This is a genomic window from Aerosakkonema funiforme FACHB-1375 (genome assembly GCF_014696265.1).
GTDB classification, from domain to species: domain Bacteria; phylum Cyanobacteriota; class Cyanobacteriia; order Cyanobacteriales; family Aerosakkonemataceae; genus Aerosakkonema; species Aerosakkonema funiforme_A.
On the sequence record NZ_JACJPW010000160.1, the window covers coordinates 1 to 14,248 of the forward strand.

The 14,248-nt window shown below is 45.7% G+C and carries 13 protein-coding genes and 2 pseudogenes; 8 read left to right on the plus strand and 7 right to left on the minus strand.

What is annotated here, in order from left to right; translation table 11 throughout:
- Window positions 1-105 precede the first annotated feature (105 nt).
- The 4 genes and pseudogenes from H6G03_RS34375 to H6G03_RS34390 all read left to right on the plus strand — a co-directional run.
- A pseudogene (locus H6G03_RS34375) lies at window positions 106-609 on the plus strand (dienelactone hydrolase family protein); the annotation flags it as partial.
- Window positions 610-909: 300 nt separating this feature from the next.
- Window positions 910-1,395 carry a hypothetical protein gene (locus H6G03_RS34380; protein WP_190474930.1) on the plus strand — a complete coding sequence of 162 codons (486 nt, stop codon included), beginning with the start codon at window positions 910-912 and terminating at the stop codon, window positions 1,393-1,395.
- Window positions 1,396-1,800: 405 nt separating this feature from the next.
- On the plus strand, window positions 1,801-2,193 hold the full coding sequence (locus H6G03_RS34385; protein WP_199315626.1) for a hypothetical protein: 393 nt from the start codon (window positions 1,801-1,803) through the stop codon (window positions 2,191-2,193).
- Between the two features lie 34 nt (window positions 2,194-2,227).
- Window positions 2,228-2,644 (plus strand): DUF6444 domain-containing protein, encoded by a 417-nt coding sequence (locus tag H6G03_RS34390; protein WP_190474932.1) that lies wholly within the window; start codon window positions 2,228-2,230, stop codon window positions 2,642-2,644.
- Between the two features lie 377 nt (window positions 2,645-3,021).
- Here H6G03_RS34390 and H6G03_RS34395 read toward each other — a convergent pair whose 3' ends face one another.
- On the minus strand, window positions 3,022-3,372 hold the full coding sequence (locus tag H6G03_RS34395; RefSeq protein WP_190474933.1) for a hypothetical protein: 351 nt from the start codon (window positions 3,370-3,372) through the stop codon (window positions 3,022-3,024).
- Window positions 3,373-3,592: 220 nt separating this feature from the next.
- Between H6G03_RS34395 and H6G03_RS34400 the strand changes: the two genes are divergently transcribed.
- Window positions 3,593-4,531 (plus strand): tyrosine-type recombinase/integrase, encoded by a 939-nt coding sequence (locus H6G03_RS34400; protein WP_190474952.1) that lies wholly within the window; start codon window positions 3,593-3,595, stop codon window positions 4,529-4,531.
- Window positions 4,532-4,692: 161 nt separating this feature from the next.
- Here H6G03_RS34400 and H6G03_RS34405 read toward each other — a convergent pair whose 3' ends face one another.
- The gene (locus tag H6G03_RS34405; protein WP_190474935.1) at window positions 4,693-8,238 is read right to left on the minus strand and encodes a bifunctional DNA primase/polymerase; all 3,546 of its coding nucleotides are present in this window, start codon (window positions 8,236-8,238) and stop codon (window positions 4,693-4,695) included.
- Window positions 8,239-8,750: 512 nt separating this feature from the next.
- Between H6G03_RS34405 and H6G03_RS34410 the strand changes: the two genes are divergently transcribed.
- Complete coding sequence (locus tag H6G03_RS34410) at window positions 8,751-9,026, plus strand: hypothetical protein (RefSeq protein ID WP_190474937.1); 276 nt, start codon at window positions 8,751-8,753, stop codon at window positions 9,024-9,026.
- Here the strand turns inward: H6G03_RS34410 and H6G03_RS34415 are convergent.
- A complete protein-coding gene (locus H6G03_RS34415) occupies window positions 9,023-9,640 on the minus strand; it encodes a hypothetical protein (RefSeq protein WP_190474939.1) in 618 nt (205 codons plus the stop codon). The genes H6G03_RS34410 and H6G03_RS34415 overlap by 4 nt on opposite strands.
- Window positions 9,641-9,783: 143 nt before the next feature.
- The gene (locus H6G03_RS34420) at window positions 9,784-9,996 is read right to left on the minus strand and encodes a hypothetical protein (RefSeq protein ID WP_190474941.1); all 213 of its coding nucleotides are present in this window, start codon (window positions 9,994-9,996) and stop codon (window positions 9,784-9,786) included.
- A 322-nt stretch (window positions 9,997-10,318) separates the two neighbouring features.
- Between H6G03_RS34420 and H6G03_RS34425 the strand changes: the two genes are divergently transcribed.
- Complete coding sequence (locus H6G03_RS34425; protein ID WP_190474944.1) at window positions 10,319-10,507, plus strand: hypothetical protein; 189 nt, start codon at window positions 10,319-10,321, stop codon at window positions 10,505-10,507.
- A gap of 574 nt (window positions 10,508-11,081) precedes the next feature.
- Here H6G03_RS34425 and H6G03_RS34430 read toward each other — a convergent pair.
- Window positions 11,082-11,735 (minus strand): annotated as a pseudogene (locus H6G03_RS34430) (NAD(P)H-dependent oxidoreductase).
- Window positions 11,736-12,344: 609 nt separating this feature from the next.
- Here H6G03_RS34430 and H6G03_RS34435 point away from each other — a divergent pair.
- The gene (locus H6G03_RS34435) at window positions 12,345-12,536 is read left to right on the plus strand and encodes a hypothetical protein (protein ID WP_190474946.1); all 192 of its coding nucleotides are present in this window, start codon (window positions 12,345-12,347) and stop codon (window positions 12,534-12,536) included.
- Between the two features lie 304 nt (window positions 12,537-12,840).
- Here the strand turns inward: H6G03_RS34435 and H6G03_RS34440 are convergent, their stop codons facing one another.
- Both H6G03_RS34440 and H6G03_RS34445 read right to left on the minus strand, forming a co-directional pair.
- Complete coding sequence (locus H6G03_RS34440) at window positions 12,841-13,269, minus strand: hypothetical protein (protein WP_190474948.1); 429 nt, start codon at window positions 13,267-13,269, stop codon at window positions 12,841-12,843.
- Window positions 13,269-14,054, minus strand: a complete 786-nt coding sequence (locus H6G03_RS34445) for an acetate and sugar kinases/Hsc70/actin family protein (RefSeq protein ID WP_206756664.1) — start codon at window positions 14,052-14,054, stop codon at window positions 13,269-13,271. Before H6G03_RS34445 ends, H6G03_RS34440 begins: the two co-directional genes overlap by 1 nt.
- Window positions 14,055-14,248: the final 194 nt, after the last annotated feature.

Genomic DNA, 14,248 nt, shown 5'->3' on the forward strand with positions numbered 1-14,248 from the left:
TAATTGTGCCGATGCACGATATGCCTACGGCACGCTGTGCGAAGGCACTCCTGCAAGTGCCTTAACAAAAGTTCATACAGTGTCGATTACTTTTGTCCGACTACTTATCAACAAGTTAAGTATCAAGAAATCTTCAGCGATATTCAATCTACGATTGCCTATCTAAAAACTTTGCCCAATGTAAAAGCCGATCGCATCGGTGCTATTGGCTTCTGTTTTGGCGGTCATGTTGCCTATATAGCAGCAACGTTACCCGATATCAAAGCAACAGCTTCGTTCTACGGAGGTGGAATTACCACTTCTAGTTATGGTGAATCCACTCCAACCCTTAATCGCACATCGGAAATTAAAGGCACTATTTATGCGTTTTTTGGTACAAGAGATTCATTAGTTTCGCAGTCGGAAACCGAGAAAATCGAGGCAGAGTTAAAGAAACATAAAATTAATCATCGGATATTCCGATACGATGCAGGACACGGATTCTTTGCCGGGTTCTTTGTAGACAAGTACCCCTGGATAAAGCAGCACCCAAGCTACAACAGAGAGGCGGCTCCTGATGCTTGGAAACACGTTTTAGAACTTTTTCATAACAACTTGTTGTGTCTATAAAGGAAGCTGGGCAAGGATTGTAATAAATTTACAGATTTTTTGAACTTAAACCCTTGCCCATTAAAGCAAGAGCGATTCTCTTTCATCATTTGTTGTCTATGGACAGGCGGCATCCGCTTTGACATAAATAAAATGCTCTACTCTTGTACTTATTAAATTAGCTTTAAATAAAGTAAAAAAACGAAACTTATCGGATATATTCCGCTCCTACCGTCGCGGAGCAAGCAAAAATTGCCATACAATTCACCGACATCCGCTACAAACAAGTCAGTGAATATCCCTTCACAGGAGATTGAAACAATGACCATTGAAACTCTCAACGCTACACTCTTTCCCGCGTTCTTATTCATTGTTTTCTTCAGTACCGCTTGCTGCTTCTTTTACACTCCTACCGAAACAAATCGCAATCACCAATCTACTGTTTTCACTGCTTCTTCTGAGTCCAAAACAATTACTGCAAAGAGCGAAATCTCATGCCCATCTTCTTCTTCTTCGACCGTTGAAAACCCAGAAACTTTGGCTCAAAAACCTCCCGCACTAGAACCAAACCGACTAATACCTGAAGCAATCACTATCAATACTCAGTTGATTAATCTTCGACAAGCCCGAAAAATCGCCAGTGCCATCAAGAAAGCTAACCCCTCACTCGGTATCCCACAAAGAGTAAATGGCTCTAATGCCAGTGTCGAATGGTTACGAATCCAAATCAAAAACCGTTTGGAGCAAGCATCAGAACTCGTGACTCCGATTATTCTTGAACTCGCTCCTGCTGCATCCGCGTTGTAAATATTTATCAAAAGCGCCTTATATAGCAATCAGCAGTCAGCTATCAGCTATCAGCTATCAGCTTAGGAATAAGCCTTTGTTGGCAAGTGTTTCAGCAATGTTCCGAATGGCTTAATCTACGAGAGCGCTTGCTATATCATCTACTAATCTGCCAATTTAGTTCTGATATCAGGCGGTAAAAACAGGGTTCTCAATGTACCCTGTTTTTACAAAAACTGTTACAATGTCAAAGTAATCCTGTTCAGAAAAATGCGGTTCTTACGAAGTAAATTTAAGAGCAACTCCAAGCTAGTATCGCATCATTGACAAAATGTTGCGTCCTGGGCTTTTTGTTCGTAATAAAGCTTGGCGTGGGTTCAGAGCATGGTTTCATCGCAGAAAATTAGTTCTATAATTAACCGAAGTATGACAAATTGGGTACAAATTAAAGGTTTGGTCAAAAAAGGGTATGGCGTAGCATCAGGCAAAGCTAAAGACCCTCGTTTCCCTAGTGGTACGATTGAAATGCAAAAACCTTTTTTTCAGGAGCGGGGTCTGGACTTAAGTAACTATTTTCCTGGCACAATCAATATTTCTATTGCTCCATATCAATACAAAATTAAACAAGCAAAATATACATTCAAAAATGTAAAATGGTCAGCCGAACCAGCAGAAGATTTCTCGTTTTGCGATTGCCAAATTTGGCTAAATCAAGAAAAATCACAGCCAGGTTTTATCGTAACCGTTCAGGGGGTGCGCCTGCGGCGCACCGCCCCAAGAGGAGTTGCAAAGGTTTTGCGAGAAATAAGGTGGGCTTGAAAAATAGGAGCCATATTCTGGTAATGTAGGAGTCATGGAAAAAAAGCCCGCCAGTATAATAGAGCAGATACCTCCTGATGATTGGGACAAAACTCCAGCCAGCGTCAAAAAAATGGTGGAGTTAATGGCGCAACGCATTGAAATATTAGAAAAGCAGGCAATTGAATTAGTCGAAGCCCAGCAGCAATTAGTAGAAAAAGTCAATAAAACATCAAAAAACTCCTCATCACCACCCTCTTCTGACCCGCCTGGATTTAGCCACAAATCAAAGAAAAAAACTGGAAAAAAAAGGGGCGGTCAGCCTGGTCATGAGGGTCAAAGCCGGGACTTATACCCAATTGAAAAATGTACAACAGTCATAGAGCATCATCCCGTCAGATGCTCTAGTTGTGGAGTGAAGGTAAATCTGCTCCTTCTTTACTTCCAGAAATTGAATGAAGAGTGTAAATGAATCAATAATTTTTAATTTAGTTTTATATAGTTAGTTGATTACTAGCAATAACTTCTGCTGAGAATTTGGCTCATTAGTCAACAGAATTCCTGCGTTCATTATTGTTGGCTCACGCCGATATCTCAAACATATTGATGCTCAAACTCCTCTTGGGGTGGTGCGCCGCAGGCGCACCCCCTGAACGGTTACGTTTTATCTATTATCCTCATCCTGAAACTAAACCAGAGCATTTTCAAACCCCTGATACCCTGGAGATTATTACGTCCTTTATCAGTAATTTGAATGAAATATGGAGATGAAGTGATTATTGCTGTAGATAGCGAACAAATTGATATTGATAGCGCTCGCACTTGATTGACCCTACTGAGTTGGATCTCTCAAACAGATGCAGCAACAGCAAGATCGATGAAACATCCCGTTTTAGGATTTAAGATTAGCCTTTCTCCTTCTAGTAACTGAATTAATAAATTTTCATCCACAACTGACATTCCGATTGCTTGCTCTGGTAAGTCTTCACTTAATCTGACCGTTCCGCCAGGATTAAAAAGCAGCACTTGCCATTCAGTAAGTACGACAGTTACTTTTGGCAAAGTTAGGATTTGAAGAATGTAATTAGGAAATGGCATTGCTACAATAATTCTACCATTTTGCAAATTAATAGCTGCTAACTGTTGATCTACTCCTATCCAAACTGTTTGTTCATCAGGTGTTTTTTTGACGAGCGGCATGATGAGATCGCTTCTCCAATCCAACTGATGCCATAACTTCCTAAATGTTCGCCCAGTTCGATAAGTGTTTTCATAACAGTCCAGTCCACTAATGTCTAGATAGTGGCTAGACAATGTAGGAGTATCTCACCGGAGCTCAACCAAACGGCTGCCCCAAGAAACTACTAACAAGCGTCGTCAACAAAATCATCGCGTCGCTATTTTGCCTACAACGGAGGCGATGGTAGAGGCGTTCGAGCGATTCTTGGCTTTGGATGTCGCAAATGGGGATGCGGCAGAGGATACGGTTTACACTTACCAGCGGCGGTTAATTCAATATATTGATTGGTGCGACGAACAAAGTATCAATCCGGCTTTGGCAACCCAAGAAGATGTCAAGCTTTTTCGTCGCTATTTGGTGCAGTCCAAGCATCAAAAATCAGCTACCGTTGCCCTTACTTTGTCGGTAGTGCGTCGGTTTTACGAGGCAGCACTATCTAAGGGGTTGGTAAAGGAAAATCCCGCCGCTCAAATTAAACCGCCGAAGGAAAAGCTAGACCCGGCAGAACGGGTGACTTACTTGCAGGAAGAGGAACTCAAGCAGCTTTTGGCGGTGATTCCTCACGATGGCAGTAGAAAGAGTTTGCGCGATCGGGCTCTTTTGGGCATCATGGCACTGCAAGGGCCGCGCACGGTGGAGTTACATCGGGCGAATTTCGGGGATTTGGTGCGCTCTGGGTCTAATTGGGGATTGCGGGTAGAGGGGAAGGGTAGCATTAGAACGATTCCGCTGCGTCCGGATTTGAGTAAGGTCTTGTGGCAGTATTTGCAAGCAAGGGAGAGCGCAGGAGAGAAACTGATAAAGGACAGTCCTTTGTTCGTGACGGCGAGCCATCGGTTTGAGGGACAACGGTTATCGCGGCGCGGGATTCGGTGGATCGTGGATGAGTATTTGGTGGCGGCGAAACTGAAAACAACCGAGAACGCAACTGAAGGACGGCGGCTATCAGCGCATAGTCTCAGGCATACGGCAGGGACGTTGGGATTGCGAAAGGGGGCAGATTTGAGGCAGGTGCAGGATTTGTTGGGTCATAAAGACCCGAAGACAACTGCTTTGTACGCTCACGTCAACGACCGTCATGCGTTCAATCCGGCTTTGGGGATTGATGTTGAGGTGTGATGCCGAATGGCACAGTTGTCGCCACTGCAATGATGCGCTTTCGAGTGCAGGTCGCCCAAGCATAAAGGTATCGGCACAATACGATCGCGGCAAGAGAACATCACACTTCATTATCAAACGCGATCGCGTTTGATTCAGCGCTAGAACTAGAGGATTGAATTTCAGCCGGGGGAAATGTCAAAACCTAACTGCTCGAGCTGGTTAATAACTTCAACGGGTGCTGCCAGCCACACGGCTTCCTGCTCTTGTGAGGTCAGGTTTGCCATGCACTCCAAAAAGCTTGCCAGTTCTTCAGGTGTGCCAACGGAGGCCATTGCTTTTAGGTAGGGCATCAAGTTTTCATTTAAGCTCGAATCCTTGGAACCATTTTTTGGTTCCAAATCAAATCCAGGTGTGGTGGGGATTTCGGCTGGAACCATTTCACTTGAAAAATTACCTTCATTTTTTTGGGAGTCGGAAGAAGGTATTTGAGATGCCACACCAGGGGCTGAATTAATTGCTCCTGCTGTTTTGGGATGGTTGTTTTCTAAATCGGATGGTTCCGTGGAAGTTTGAGAAGCTGAACTGTTTATCTGGTAAGCTTCCATGCTGGAACCAGAATTTGGTTCCAATTGGTTTTGAGTGGTTCCATTGGTTCCATCGGTTCGATCGATTGGCTCACCTTCTGGTGGAGCGGGTTCTTGAGGGTCGTCTAGCTGGATGTACTCGGCTGCTAGAATGGCGGGAATTTCCCAGCAACGCCGCTTTTTCTTGGGTGGCGGGGCAGGTAAGGGAGGTTTATTTTGTGGGTTGGATTGGGAAGGCGATCGCCCGAACAGCAATGCTCGTGCGTAGGTTTGGGATAAGTCTTTGCTTTCGTCAAGCCATTGGGTAGAGCGCGTCTTACCTCCAGCTTGTTCGATTAGGGTTTTGATTACTTTTTTGCTGTAGGGCAGGTCGAAGTTTTCTTTGAGTAAATCGAATACTCCCACTTCAATGGCAATGGTACGGCAGCAACCGAATTGGTCGTCGCAGCGGCGCAGGTTCCAACCACCCAGTAAGTTCTCGGCTTGGGCGGTCATCATCACGCCTAAAAAGTGGGTTAGGGCATCTTGGGAGGATTCTTCGTCATTGGCGTTCGGGCACAAAACATTAATCAGATACTGCTTCACTTCGTCCGGGTTTATCCCGGCTAGAGCGGCCAATTTCATCGTGTAGACACCAATCAGCGCTAATGAGGGAGCTACGCGATCGTGGGCGAGGGGTAGGTGTTGAATCAGTTCGGCAGTTAATTCGTTAACTTCTTGCTGGGGATAACCCAACTTGATGATGCTGGTAAAGGCACCGCTGGCTTGTCTTTGCGCTTTCTTTAGCTGGTTCCAGGCGTGCGGTACGGCATCTTTGGCTACGGGTATCCACAGTCGGATCAGGCGGCTGAGGGTGGCGGGGAGCTTTTCACCGCAGGCTTTATTAGAATTGACGATCAGGGCGCAGTGGGGTTGTTGTACGTTCCAGCGTCGCTTGCGGGCTGTGGCGTTATACCAGTTGCGTATCCACTGTTCTAGTTCATCATAAATTTTGTCGGGTGGGTCGTCTAAGCAAATCGGTAGAGAACCGCAGAGTTTACCCTGTTCCCAAAGTGCTGAAGGGCTGATGTCACCGACAATCGCGCCGGAGATCCATTCGTGGCCAAATAAGCTGAGGCCGCATTCTACGGCGATCGTTTTACCGCCTCCGTGCGGGCCGTAGGTGTTGAGGATGGGGAAGCGTCCTTCAATTTCGATAATGGTTTGGAAGTGGGCGGCAGCGGCACAGTAGCCCAATACGAAGAAAGCGGGCAGAAAGTTGGAACCGAAGAATTGGCGCATGGCGGCCACCAGTTGCGGTAGGGCTTCTGGATTGGGTGGGGCGATTTTGGGCGATTTAATCTCATCTAAACCTTTTTCGCAAGCTCCCAAGTTTGGATTCCAGCAAACGCCTGTTTCCTCTTCTGTGGTGGGGGTGCCATCCGGTTTAAATTGGCCATCTTTGAACACCCAGATGCCGTTGTCTTGCTTTCCTACGCGGTTGGCTAGCTGGTAGGTAATGCCTTCCCGGTAACGGTAAGCCAATCGGCGTTCGCGCAGTAAAGCTTTGAGTTGGTCGGTTTTGAGGTTACAGGATACATCGACTCCCATTCCCTTTTCGATCGCTAGCTCGAAGTCAACGGCTCGCTTGCAATCGGAACTGGAAATGACTACGCGCTTCTGCCAGCCATCGGTGCTTCTTTTAACTTGAAGGATGTAACCTCCCGGTTCGCCTGCTAATTCCCGTTCGATGGTAAAGTCGAAGTCGCATAAAGGAAGGAATTTGCGGATTTTTTCGGTGATTTGCTGGCCTTTGGCGTCGAGTGCGGGTGTGGTTTCTCCGGTTACGGCTAGAAATTGCATTTTAGAAATGGTTTCAGTTTTCCACAAGCCAATTTCACCGTTGTGAGATTCGGGAGCAAACCACTGGTTGGGTGGTTCGAGGTGGACGTTTTTTTCTTGTTTTTGTCGAGCGCTACTGTTTGGGTCGTGCTGTTGCCATCGGGCAGCAAGTTCTTCTTTAATGTGGGATGGACACGCAGCTTCGTAGGTGGCCGGGTCTAGGCGGCGAATTTTTTTCCAGCAACTAACATCTCCGCCTTTGCGGTAAGCGGCGGGGGTGCAGGTGGCTTTGTTAACTGTTTTGATGATGCGTTCGATGCGGTCTGCATCGAGGCCGAGTGCTGTCCCGGCTTCGCGGGCTAGGGATTCGGCATTACCGCTATAGTCGATCGAGTAATCGCGGCAGTAGTTTTCCCAACCGTACCAGTCAGCGAGAGCGGTGGCTAGAGATTGGGAGCGATCTCCACAAGGGTCTTCTCCTTTTAAGACAGAGCGAGTGAAGTCGCTGCACAGCATATTCAAAGGAATGCTGCCGGGAATGGCAGATGGGGTTGGATTTGGTCGTTCGGGCGATCGTGCTTGCTTTTTAGAGGTGCTACAGGGGTGGATGCCGATCGCTTTGAGGGATTCTACCTCGACCGGGAGGGCGCGAACGATGGCGCGGTATGGGTTGCCGGATGGCCCGATGGTGGGGGCAAGTACGGTAAAGCGTCCGGCACCCAATGCTTCGCCGACGTGCTTTCCATCGGGTGAGAGGGCGAAGTTGGTAAAGTTTGGAGTTTGCAGAACTCGCACGCCAATTCGCCACCCATTGCTTTGGGTGCGTTCGAGCCAAGTTTGCTGAAGTTGGGGATAAGTTTCTAAAAGGAGGGCGATCGCGGTAGAGTAAGCTTCGTCGGAATCGAAGTGTTTGGTATCGAAATCGAGCCAGATGGTATCGTTCCAGCCCCCCAGCGTTCCGATGCCGTTGGTTGGATTGGCAAACCACTGTTTTAATTCGCGCTCGTTGGGAAGGCGTTTTTGATATTGGCTGTGATTGATGAGATGCGGTTTGCCTTCTCGGTCGAGGTAACTGGGATTTTTACCAGTATAGAGCGGTATCGGTTGCAGGTTGTCGTCGAGGGGGCAGTATTCCCAAGTTTCGTTTTTGGTAGATGCTTTGACTACTTTATGGTATAATCTTGCATCTTGAACAGGTGCGACTGGCAAAGCTGGATAATTATGGTGGCGTAGCCAATCGATTACCTCGAGTAGGTCGGGGTTGGGGCTAATTGCTTGGCAGCGATCGAAGTTTCCATCCATCAGCCAATTACCTCCCATTTAACTTGGTGGGAGTGGGTAGACTGGCCGATCCAAATCCTCCGCGCGGGTCGGACTGGGGTAGCGATATCGCCTTTATGAAGCCAAAAGGCTGTAATGCTTTTCCAGCGGTAAACGGATGCGTTTCCCTGCATATTGGCTCTTTATTGTTGATGTTGAGCTAGAGCCAAGGAAGGAGCCTGCCGAGAAATCTTTTCCTCAATTACACGAATCGAACGGCGAAAGTAAAAATAAAGATTTTCGTACCGATTCGTGCTATCTTAAAAATAGATGTGTTTCTCCGGGCCAGGCTCTTAGCATTTGATACTTTTTCCTGGCTCCTAGCATTTTATTAAACCCAGAATACATTATTTGGTGCTACCGTGCGATCGGTAAAATTATTCTTAGGGTATGTTTTGGAGAATTTTATACCCTAAGAAGACCCACAACTTCTTAGGGTATAAAATTCGCTTTCTTATACCCTAAGAGGCTACTTAGGGTATAATTTGCCCCAAAACATACCCTAAGAGGCTATGACTGCCGACCGGTTGGAAGCTATAATCGATACTCTTCTAGCACTAGATCGGAGCGATCTAGCGGAACTGCACGCAATTATTGGTGGCTTGTTAGAAGCGACAGACAAAGAAGCTTTGAGAGTAGCTGGGGAGAAGCGGGGAACTATAGAGTGGAAAAAAATCCCAGATAAAAAGCGAGGAAAAGAATACGGGCCTTACCCTTATTTGAGATATTGGAAAGACGGCAAACTAAAATCGAAGTATTTGAAAAATTACCGGATGCCGCAGGATTAAAGGTTTTTCTTGGGCTGCCGCTTCTTGCTGGGCTTCTTTTTGGGTTTAAATACCTGTGCGATAAACTTGGCGTCCTTCAAGACGAGGCGATCGGCTTGGCGATGGACGCGCAACTCCCAAAACTGACCGTAGGCGTCTTTAGGCATGATGCCAACCAAGGTTAAGAGGAAAAGTTGGTCATCTTTGGTATGTTCGGTGATATCGGATGGTTTAACATTGCGGTAGACTCTGACGACAAACTTACCCGCCTTGTTGTCGATATAGGTAACTAAGCCCCGGACGGTAAAATAATCGATATTTTGATGAACGACTTCTAGTTCCTCTGGGGCTGGTGGTTGCCGGATAGCTCTGAGAGCAAACTGAAGGTGGGGAGGCTGTAGCTTGGTGCGAGGGTAAACGATCCAAATATGAGGCTGCTGCAATAGTTCCTCGTGCTTTTCCAGCGCCTTGGTGGCCGCGCCTAATAAGTTAGCCGGAGCAATCAGGCCATCTTCGGTAAGCAAGATGCCTTGGCTGAAAGAACCCTGACTGGGTAAATATTGCCCTCGTACTAGACCAACAGCTTGGTAGTACAGTTCTGTATCTGGTTGGATGGGGGTCGTACAGTTAGCCATTGATGTTTCCCCGCTAGGTTTTGCAGCACGAGCAACCCCGAACGAGTCTGCTGGTTGGGTTCTGAGTAAGGTCTTACTTTCATTAAACGTTATGACGACGAAATTAGCACGGGATGTTGCATTTAGCTGAAGCCGCACCAGCCCTAAAGGAACGGGGGGTCAAAATGCAATAACACCTCTACTTGGTTCTCCCAAATTGGTACAACTTCTTCATAGCTGACCCGTCCTTGCTTTTCCGAGATCGCACCTTTTGATATCGGGTAAAACGGACAGTTATTGAGAAATTGCCTCATTTGTTGAGAAAACCCTTTGAAAATAAGCGTTTCAGCCAATTTTATATATACATTTGCTAGCATTGATCTATACAATATAGATTAAATCTATACCTACGCCGCTCAAACCCTCTCAGTTGAGAGTTGTCCGAAGAGGCTCAATCTATACACCCATAACTACCAGGCTGCCTGATTGCAAGTGATCTCAATCAATTACTCTGCCTGTTTAAATCTCTCCTACTGCTTCTATTTAATCACTTATTTTGGGGATTTGCATCAAATAAAAAGCAGAAAATTATCACCATTTATGCCGATTTTTATCACCAAATTATTCAAGCAATTGCGGCATTATTAAAAATGTAAGGGCTAGAAAAAACGAGAACAAAAAGAACAGGGTAAACAAATCATGCAACTAATTTATCGCGGTCATACCTACAATTATACTCCCGCCGCTCCCCTTCTTTATGTAAAACCTCGCGCCTTAAACTGGCGCTATCAAGTCGCAGGCGAAACTTATGAAGCCACGACAGAAACTACCGAATATGTAAAACCTCGCGCTTTAAACTGGCGCTATCAAATGTCTTATGCCATGTAGTTAAGGCTTCTGACTCATGGAAGGAGCTTGCCTCACTCATTATAAAAATCTCCTCCCCCTGATTACTACCCTCTACTGAGGGTTTTTTTATTGCCAATTGTCAAGCATTTTTATCGCGTGCGTGTTCGACAAAGGTTTTGAGGTCTACCTTTAGATATGCCGCTTATTCATGTGTAAATTATTTCCACGGTTCGAACTGGGTTCCATCTCTAGGACGACAGCATAACTTCTCAGCAATTGATATTCTAATAAAAGATAAAAGTAAGCGTTCAGCCGTCAGGTATCAGCTATCAGCTTCGATCGGGAATTGACTGTCTCTTCTTAGAGGCAATATAAAGAGCGATTAGCGCTAAAAGTCGAATTAGCTGATGGCTGACTGCTGATAGCTGAACGCTTACAGATAAAAGCTGCGCTGGATGAGTATTTTAACCAATCAGCGCGAATAAATAACTGCTACGGCAATAGTTTCCGTCAAAGGAATGAAAGACAGTAAAAGCCGAGCATTTCATAATAAATCGATATATAACTTCACAGCCTTGGGGTGCTATCCCAAGGCTATGAAGCATACGTACCATCAAAGCACGTACTGCACCACATCCTGGTTTGGGTAGCGCACTTTAGGCATAGCAGCATACTTATCATCTGCCGCACGATAGCCAGCAGGACAAAGCACCACTGCTGAATATCCTTGTTCGGGAAGCCCCAACACTTCATCGTACAAAGCAGGATTAAATCCTTCCATCGGACAAGTGTCTATTCCCAGCATGGCAGCAGCCGTCATAAACTGTCCCAAAGCGATGTAAACTTGTCGGGCAGCCCACTCATTGAGATTAATCGACGGGTTACTCAGAAAGCCCTTAATCATGTTGGCAAGTCCCTGTAAAGTATCCACTCCCACCTGACGCACAACAGACATATGTTGCACGTAGCGGTCTACGTCCGCCGCAGAAACCTCTTTTTGGATTGCCAACACTACCAGATGGGACGCATCTACCACCTGTGTTTGTCCCCAAGAATGTTGTACCAACTGCTGACGGATTTCTGGATTGCTCACCACGATAAACTTCCACGGCTGCAACCCAAATGACGAAGGAGCGAGTACTAAGCTATCTTCCAGGGTCTTCCAAATTTCTGGAGGAATCTTTTTTGTGGGGTCGAACTTTTTGGTAGCATATCGCCAATTTAACTATTGGAGTACCTGTGAGGGGGTTCCTACTGCACTGCTCATATGTATCGTTTTGTAAAATTATTCTGATTATAGTTGGCATTGCGTATATTTAAAGATTCATAACCCTCTCCCGGTATGGATTTGATGGTATTTGGCTTCAAAAAGTTAAAGATAGAAGGTGGGGGTTACCGCAATCGTAGCGCCGAATTTATACAAATTCCCAACCCTCTCCCAGTATGGGTTTGAAGCATTACAGCTTCTAAAAATACAAATAGACTTAGAATTTTATCGTTCCGCAGTTGTAAAAATCCACGCAAGAGCACCCAGTTTGGGGTTGATGCCGTTTTTCCAAACTATCTTAAAAGATAAAACTGGGCAAGGAGCTATGTGAGGAGTAACCCTCTAGCTGGCTATCAAATGAGCGCCGGGACACAGAGCTGACTAGATAGGGAAAGGGAAATTCGGAAGCTTTCCTGCTGTCCCGTAGACGGTTGGTAGCCGACTGGGGACTACCAGCAGTAGAGCTTGGGTTTAAAGTGAAATTTTGATGAGTAGTGAAGAGAGTAGTTAAGAGGTGGTTTTTCCGAACATTTTTCTTCAACACGAATCAAACTTGACCCCCGCAAGAATTCTTGCGTTCAAAATTATTTCATTCAAAAAATCAACTTAATGCAAGAATTGATAATTTTGAATGCAAGAACTGGAAAGTTCGGAATATGGGGGTTTGGGGGATACCCCCAACAAGCTGTGGTGGCGACTGATTATTTTATCAACGCAGAAATACGGATACCGCCACTGCTTGCTACCCAGAAGACAAAGATGGGTGTGGGGGAAAAGCTGGGGAAAACTACCAGGGAATAAAATAAGCAATCCTGCTTACTTTCCCCTTATTCTCCCCCGAAAATCCCCTGCTGTTATTTTGAGCAAAAATACTTAAATGAATCTCTAAGCTTGAGCATGAAAACTCTCTAGGTTTGTGCTTCGTTCAACCAAAATAGAAGCCTTGGGGTAGCACGCACTCCAAGGCTATTCTGTATGCTCGCGCAACAGTCAGTAGATGCAGTCCCACTCTTGAAAACTCAAGGGATTCAAAACTTCCCGTCAGAAGTCAAGTAGATTTAATGGGAAAGATGCGTCAATCCTTACTCCCTTCCCAACCAACTAATCAATCAATTTCATCATCGTGATTTTCCCACTTCTGATGCAAAATATTCGGCGCAATCTCCGAACCATCTAAACCATTCCCATTTGCCCCAGAATTTGATGAAAACCCATCAACATGAGACTGGACTTTAACAGGACGCTTTAGCCCCAAACGATGCCGAATATGCTCCGCGTGTTGCTCCAAAGCATACACCGCATCCTCCCCAATACGCCTCAACTCCACCTCCGTTATCTCCCCCCGTTCGTACCGTTCCAAATAAGCCAAAGCCAACCAACGTTCCCGCAGCGCTTGCAACACCATCTCTTTTGGCAAATAGACAGCATGGTTTTTAATAAACGAAAACAGAATCCCATCAGGAGTGTGAGGTAAAGGCTGATAGCGCAAATTGAAAGTAAATTCTGTCTGCTTTGACGACTTCTCTGCTGTCATTACTCATCCCCCTTCTTTGCCAAACCATCAATCGCCTTTTTATCCCCAACAACAGATTTCTTAACATCAAATTCTTCTGTTGACTCAGTTGCTTCCTGCTTCTTAGATTGACTCTTCGGTTTCCCTAAAGACACCTTACTTTTGAAATTCAGAAACACCCCCAACACATCAGCTATCCGATTGCCAAAACCACCAGTATCGATTTCATCGGGAATTGCCACATCTGCATTCCAAGACAACTCAAGATGCCCGTAATGCTTCCCTAAATCCGTAGCCAAATAATCAGCAGTCCCTCCACAAAACACAATCTCTTCCACATCAGAAGGCAACTTACTATCAATCCAATTCACCAACATTTGGAAATACTGCGGACGAGATTCCCTTACCGCCGTCACGATTTCATTAACTTCATCCGCACGATACTTTGAATCTTTACTGCGTGCCAAAACTGTCAAATCCTTTATCCGCATCGAATCTCCAGCCGCCACAATCGCTTCTATCAGCTTTTGTTCCTCCAATCCAGCAGTTTTACTTTGCACCATGCCAATCATTTTATGAAAACCCAAAGCGCTAGTTTTAGCTTCACGAGTTTTCACCTCACCTCGATTCGCTATCAAAATCGAAGCATTGCGATAACCCAACATCACAATTGCACATACCCTACTTTTCAGCGCATCACCCTGCATTTGACGATGCAGCAAATAAATTCCAGAACCTTCCGGCTTACAATCAAACATCGATAACGACACGCTTAAATTACCAGTAGGTGTCGTATAATTCTCCAAAGCCGCACGCAGATATCGTTCGTACTTTTCCTTATCTTGGTACTCACCAGGCGGTAATAGTGCAGCTAAAGCGATGGCGAATTTATCGGCTCTTCCGTACTTGGTGTGATAAGTTATTCTAATCAGAGAAGCTGGCTAATAAACGAGCGCGTAACATTTGAAAGTCTTTAAGGCCATAAGATTGGCGTAAAATT

What these genes read in the sequence shown, in the direction of transcription:
- H6G03_RS34440 (WP_190474948.1), bottom strand. Translation starts at nt 13,269, where the DNA reads ATGACAGCAGAGAAGTCGTCAAAGCAGACAGAATTTACTTTCAATTTG.
- H6G03_RS34435 (WP_190474946.1), top strand. Translation starts at nt 12,345, where the DNA reads ATGCAAGAATTGATAATTTTGAATGCAAGAACTGGAAAGTTCGGAATA.
- H6G03_RS34420 (WP_190474941.1), bottom strand. Translation starts at nt 9,996, where the DNA reads ATGCTAGCAAATGTATATATAAAATTGGCTGAAACGCTTATTTTCAAA.
- H6G03_RS34410 (WP_190474937.1), top strand. Translation starts at nt 8,751, where the DNA reads ATGACTGCCGACCGGTTGGAAGCTATAATCGATACTCTTCTAGCACTA.
- H6G03_RS34380 (WP_190474930.1), top strand. Translation starts at nt 910, where the DNA reads ATGACCATTGAAACTCTCAACGCTACACTCTTTCCCGCGTTCTTATTC.
- H6G03_RS34400 (WP_190474952.1), top strand. Translation starts at nt 3,593, where the DNA reads ATGGTAGAGGCGTTCGAGCGATTCTTGGCTTTGGATGTCGCAAATGGG.
- H6G03_RS34425 (WP_190474944.1), top strand. Translation starts at nt 10,319, where the DNA reads ATGCAACTAATTTATCGCGGTCATACCTACAATTATACTCCCGCCGCT.
- H6G03_RS34415 (WP_190474939.1), bottom strand. Translation starts at nt 9,640, where the DNA reads ATGGCTAACTGTACGACCCCCATCCAACCAGATACAGAACTGTACTAC.
- H6G03_RS34390 (WP_190474932.1), top strand. Translation starts at nt 2,228, where the DNA reads ATGGAAAAAAAGCCCGCCAGTATAATAGAGCAGATACCTCCTGATGAT.
- H6G03_RS34385 (WP_199315626.1), top strand. Translation starts at nt 1,801, where the DNA reads ATGACAAATTGGGTACAAATTAAAGGTTTGGTCAAAAAAGGGTATGGC.
- H6G03_RS34405 (WP_190474935.1), bottom strand. Translation starts at nt 8,238, where the DNA reads ATGGGAGGTAATTGGCTGATGGATGGAAACTTCGATCGCTGCCAAGCA.
- H6G03_RS34395 (WP_190474933.1), bottom strand. Translation starts at nt 3,372, where the DNA reads ATGCCGCTCGTCAAAAAAACACCTGATGAACAAACAGTTTGGATAGGA.